Here is a 2,495-nt window from a genome sequence, read left to right on the forward strand (position 1 = left end):
CATAAGGCATGACCCTTATTCTTTCTCTGCTTTCAATTTAACAATATCGCGATACTTAAGCTGCACGCCATTCAGAAAATCACACAAGATCTGATCTTTACACTTGCGATAGTGTTTATTGCCAGCCTTTCTGAAAAACGCATTTAACTCATGCTTGCTTATATCCGTATCAACCAGACTCATGATCTCTAATACATCATCAGCCTTCAGGTTTAAAGCAATTTTCAATTTCATGAAAATGATATTATTCGTCAATTTCTGTTCTGGTTCAGGCTGCTCGCCTTCTTTTTTACCGCGTTTATGGTTAATCAAGCCATTTAGAAAAATCGCCAGCTGATTGTCACTGCATGGCTGATACGCAGGATCACCATCATTTTTTAACCAGCCACTAATCTGCTCACATGTCACCTCATAATCAGCCAGCCCAAATACAGCGATCATCTCCTTATCATTAAAGTCGAAGATAGTGCGAATACGGCGTAAAATATCGTTATTGGTCACAAGCCTGTCCTGATCAAAGCTGAAGCTGAGTGAAAAGAAGCGATTTTCATTTAATCCAGCTAATTATTACTAATGAATGGTTGATTCTGAAACTACATAAATATCGACGCCTGATAATACCACGGTGCACCCATGAAACTACTAGTACGCAATATCGCCCGCAACACCACGGAAGCATCTATCCGGTCACTGTTCGAGTCTCACGGCAAAGTACAGTCCTGCAAGCTTATAATCGACAAAGAAACCGGCGGCTCCAAGGGTTTCGGTTTTGTTGAAATGCCAAAACAGGGCGAAGCCAGGGCAGCCATAAAGGTGCTCAACGGCCTGGAACTGGATGGCAGTAAGATCCGCGTTAAAAAGGCTGAGGAGAAACAGACGAAACCGGTCCCGGCAAAAGACAAAAGTGTATGGCCGCGTTAGCCCGGATATTGCACGAAGGCGGACGCACAATGCTGTGGATTGATAGACACTTCAATCACTTAATCAATAACCAACCATTAATTGTTCGGTTATAATTTGTCCGTGTAGTTTTATGAACAATATTTTGTCAGGAACAGAATATCACGCAAGCCCCGGGCTAGATGGATAATCAACATTCCGCAGCAATCTGGCAGAACAACTACTTATAGATAGTAGTGGTAATACAGCATCAAAAATAACGAGATAGAAAGCATGAGCAACCCGTTTCAAGACCAACTGTTAAAAACCGGCCTGGTCAGCAAAAAACAGGCCCATAAAGCCAGGCAGGACAAAAACAAACAGCAACATTCTAAAAACAGCAAAGTGACTGATGAAACAAAAATAAAAGTTCAACGAGCAGCTGAGGAAAAAGCTAAACGCGACCGTGAGCTTAATAAGAAGAGGGTAGAACAACAACGTCAAAAAGCCATATCTGTTGAAATCAACCAACTCATCACAAGTAATTGCCTGTCACGAGATGAAAACTGCGACATCGTCTACAATTTCGAACACAATAAAAAAATTAAACGCATCTATATTAATGCAGAAATGAAGCAGCAGGTAATAAACGGTCAACTAGGCATCGCGCGCATCGAAGGTCGATACGAGCTGGTTCCCCTGGACATTGCCGAAAAAATTCAGCAACGAAATGAGAATCGCATCGTAATATTTAATGAGGAAGAAAATACCAGTGATGAAGATTACTCATCGTCAAAATATCAAATACCCGACGACTTGACATGGTGAGCACGTATTATCCTAATTAAGAAAAAACAGGCTCAGAAAGAAATATTCTATACTATTAGAACAATTACTCCCTATCACGTATTAATCACTTGACGTGTTAGTGAATATTCTGGATAAAGCATGCGCTTTGCTTTACCTGAGTTTACGTCAACAATAACTGGAATTACACAATGAAATATCTCACCCTGCCTTTATTACTGCTCATGCTCTATAGCAGTGTCTGTACTGCAAAACCATATACATTAGAAATCACCCGGGAAGATCGAGGTTTTGTATTCAACAGCACATTGCTTGTTAAAGGAGGCGCTAAATCTAATCACATTAATATAGATGGCAACCATAAGGAGTGGCGATGCTCGGCCTGGACATATACAGGAGGTAATGGGTTAGAGGTTGCATGTCACAACCCGCGGACTCGTAATAGCTTTAATGTGCATTCGTTAATCCGTTGTGATTCAGATGATTTCATGTATCTAGATGGAATAAATATGACATGCCGATAATCTGTAATAGTCAGGATTAATCTGAAAGACAGTGTCATATTAACCCAAACTCAGACTATGATTTTTTTGCCGTACAGCATGGGTTGTCTATACAGATAAGGCTATAGATATTTACTCTCGCAGAGGCGCAGAGAACGCAAAGGAATATTAATAAAGCGATAATGTTTTGCAAAAAAACACATGTTACCTCTGTGTTCTCTACGCTCTGCGAGAAAAAGTGTGTTAAGCCTTCAATATAGGCTGGTTTTTCGCTTATGCGAAAATCGACAACGACTGTCAGCTCAA

General features: G+C 40.6%; 4 protein-coding genes. 3 read left to right on the plus strand and 1 reads right to left on the minus strand.

Features of this window, described 5'->3' with window-relative positions; all coding sequences use genetic code 11:
- Positions 1-15: 15 nt before the first annotated feature.
- On the minus strand, positions 16-501 hold the full coding sequence (locus tag Q0X89_RS17950) for a DUF1456 family protein (protein ID WP_297696759.1): 486 nt from the start codon (positions 499-501) through the stop codon (positions 16-18).
- Positions 502-633: 132 nt separating this feature from the next.
- Here Q0X89_RS17950 and Q0X89_RS17955 point away from each other — a divergent pair, with 132 nt between their 5' ends.
- The 3 genes from Q0X89_RS17955 to Q0X89_RS17965 all read left to right on the plus strand — a co-directional run bounded on the left by Q0X89_RS17955 (position 634) and on the right by Q0X89_RS17965 (position 2,210).
- On the plus strand, positions 634-921 hold the full coding sequence (locus tag Q0X89_RS17955; protein ID WP_297696761.1) for an RNA-binding protein: 288 nt from the start codon (positions 634-636) through the stop codon (positions 919-921).
- Positions 922-1,173: 252 nt separating this feature from the next.
- On the plus strand, positions 1,174-1,707 hold the full coding sequence (locus tag Q0X89_RS17960) for a DUF2058 domain-containing protein (RefSeq protein ID WP_297696763.1): 534 nt from the start codon (positions 1,174-1,176) through the stop codon (positions 1,705-1,707).
- Positions 1,708-1,877: 170 nt separating this feature from the next.
- Positions 1,878-2,210, plus strand: a complete 333-nt coding sequence (locus Q0X89_RS17965; RefSeq protein WP_297696765.1) for a hypothetical protein — start codon at positions 1,878-1,880, stop codon at positions 2,208-2,210.
- The last annotated feature ends 285 nt before the right edge of the window (positions 2,211-2,495 follow it).

The sequence above is a fragment of the uncultured Eudoraea sp. genome, from assembly GCF_947258525.1.
GTDB lineage: Bacteria > Bacteroidota > Bacteroidia > Flavobacteriales > Flavobacteriaceae > Eudoraea.